Source organism: Metabacillus arenae (assembly GCF_014773385.1).
Lineage (GTDB): Bacteria > Bacillota > Bacilli > Bacillales > Bacillaceae > Metabacillus_D > Metabacillus_D arenae.
This window is the reverse complement of sequence record NZ_JACXAI010000079.1, coordinates 1-1,534: the sequence shown is the minus strand read 5'-3', so window position 1 is coordinate 1,534 and position 1,534 is coordinate 1. Positions and strand designations below refer to the sequence as shown.

The 1,534-nt window shown below is 36.2% G+C and carries 2 protein-coding genes; both read right to left on the bottom strand.

Annotated features, from left to right (window positions below):
- Positions 1-181: 181 nt before the first annotated feature.
- A complete protein-coding gene (locus tag IC621_RS26210; protein WP_318153129.1) occupies positions 182-1,081 on the bottom strand; it encodes an IS3 family transposase in 900 nt (299 codons plus the stop codon).
- Between the two features lie 47 nt (positions 1,082-1,128).
- Entirely contained in the window at positions 1,129-1,440 is a 312-nt protein-coding gene (locus IC621_RS26205) for a transposase (RefSeq protein ID WP_191162974.1), read from the bottom strand.
- Between the last annotated feature and the right edge of the window lie 94 nt (positions 1,441-1,534).

The following is a 1,534-nucleotide window of genomic DNA, read 5'->3' as shown; positions in this document are numbered from 1 at the left end:
CGGTTTAGACCCCTTATTTTAGACACAAACTTTTATTTTCTTTGTTTATCGCAATATTTCATTTTCTTCTTCACCTTTGAGATTGTAGATGATGTCACTTCAGCGTCAAGCCAAGTACGCTTGACCCTTTCGTTCCATCATCTGCGGGTTGTTTAGGTGAAGAAGGAGCTTCTCTGCTTAGCTATAAGCTAATCGCCATGTCTTCTAGAAATCCCGTCTCTTTGTAATACTCATTGAACTGGATTGGCGACATATAATTTAAGCTTCCGTGATAACGTCGATAATTGTAAAAATCAATATATTCATCAATTCGAAAGTATGCTTCATCAAAACAGTCAAACGTATATCGTTGATAACATTCTCTTTCAATCACACTATGAAAAGACTCAATATAGGCATTCAAATTGGGCGAATTAGGTGGAATTCGTTCATGATAGACTTTATGGTGCTGACAAAACTTCCCGAATGCTTGGCTAGTAAATTGTGGCCCATTATCCGTGCGGATAATGATATTATACTCTTCCTCGGTTTGAGGTAAGTGTATTCGCCTCCTTATGAGTGCTTCTTGAAGCATTTTCGTTATATTCCCGGCTTTACACACCGGCCCACGATAATAACCGACAATACATCGATCAAACACATCAATTGCACACGCCAAGAAGAAAAAATATCTGGTATCCTTTATAGATCCATATTTTATATCTACCTGCCAAAGTTGATTAGGACCATTGATAAAATGCTGTTTTGCCAACCTTCTTGGGAAGGACGTTGCCCTTCTTCTCGGCAATAGTATATCTAATTCATCGCACAATCGATAAACTTTCTTATGATTTATTTTAAGCTTATGTTTTTCCCTTAAATATTTTGTTAGTTTATGGTATCCATAAATACCTTCCTCACCTTCGACTGCCTCCATTAAGTATTCTTCTATTTGTTCATCAGAAATCATTTCTCCTGATACCGTTATGGAATAACCAGGACTAGGACGTCCTCTTTTTACTTTCTGGTCTTTTTCTTCCTTATTTTTATGATAATAATACAAGGAACGTTGCACCTCCACTGCTTTCGTCACATGTTTTATTGGGAATCCTTCTTGAACCCAAAGTTCTACTTCACTCAGACGATCCTCTATTGAAATTCGCTTTTTTTTAATAGATTTTTTAACATTGCGACCTCTAATTCTTTCTCTCCAAGCAGCTTCATGGCCTGTTCATACTTTTCTTTTAGTTCATCCTTTGTAGGATTTTCGGATAAAGTAGTTGTTCCTTCCTTTACCATCACTTCTTGTATTTCATCTTCGTATTCTCTCATCCATTTTCGAAGGGTTTCCCGTGTTATTCCAGCTTTTCTCGCAGTTGAAGTCATATTGCCTGTTTCTAAAGCAATTCGAACATACTTCTTTTTTACATCCTCTATTACTTCAATTTTCTTATTTGGCACCTTAATAGACCTCCATCACTTAGATACTTATCAGCTTAGTCATAGTTTACTTTTTTTAATATTTCGTGTCTAAATGATTAAGGGGTCTAAAAAG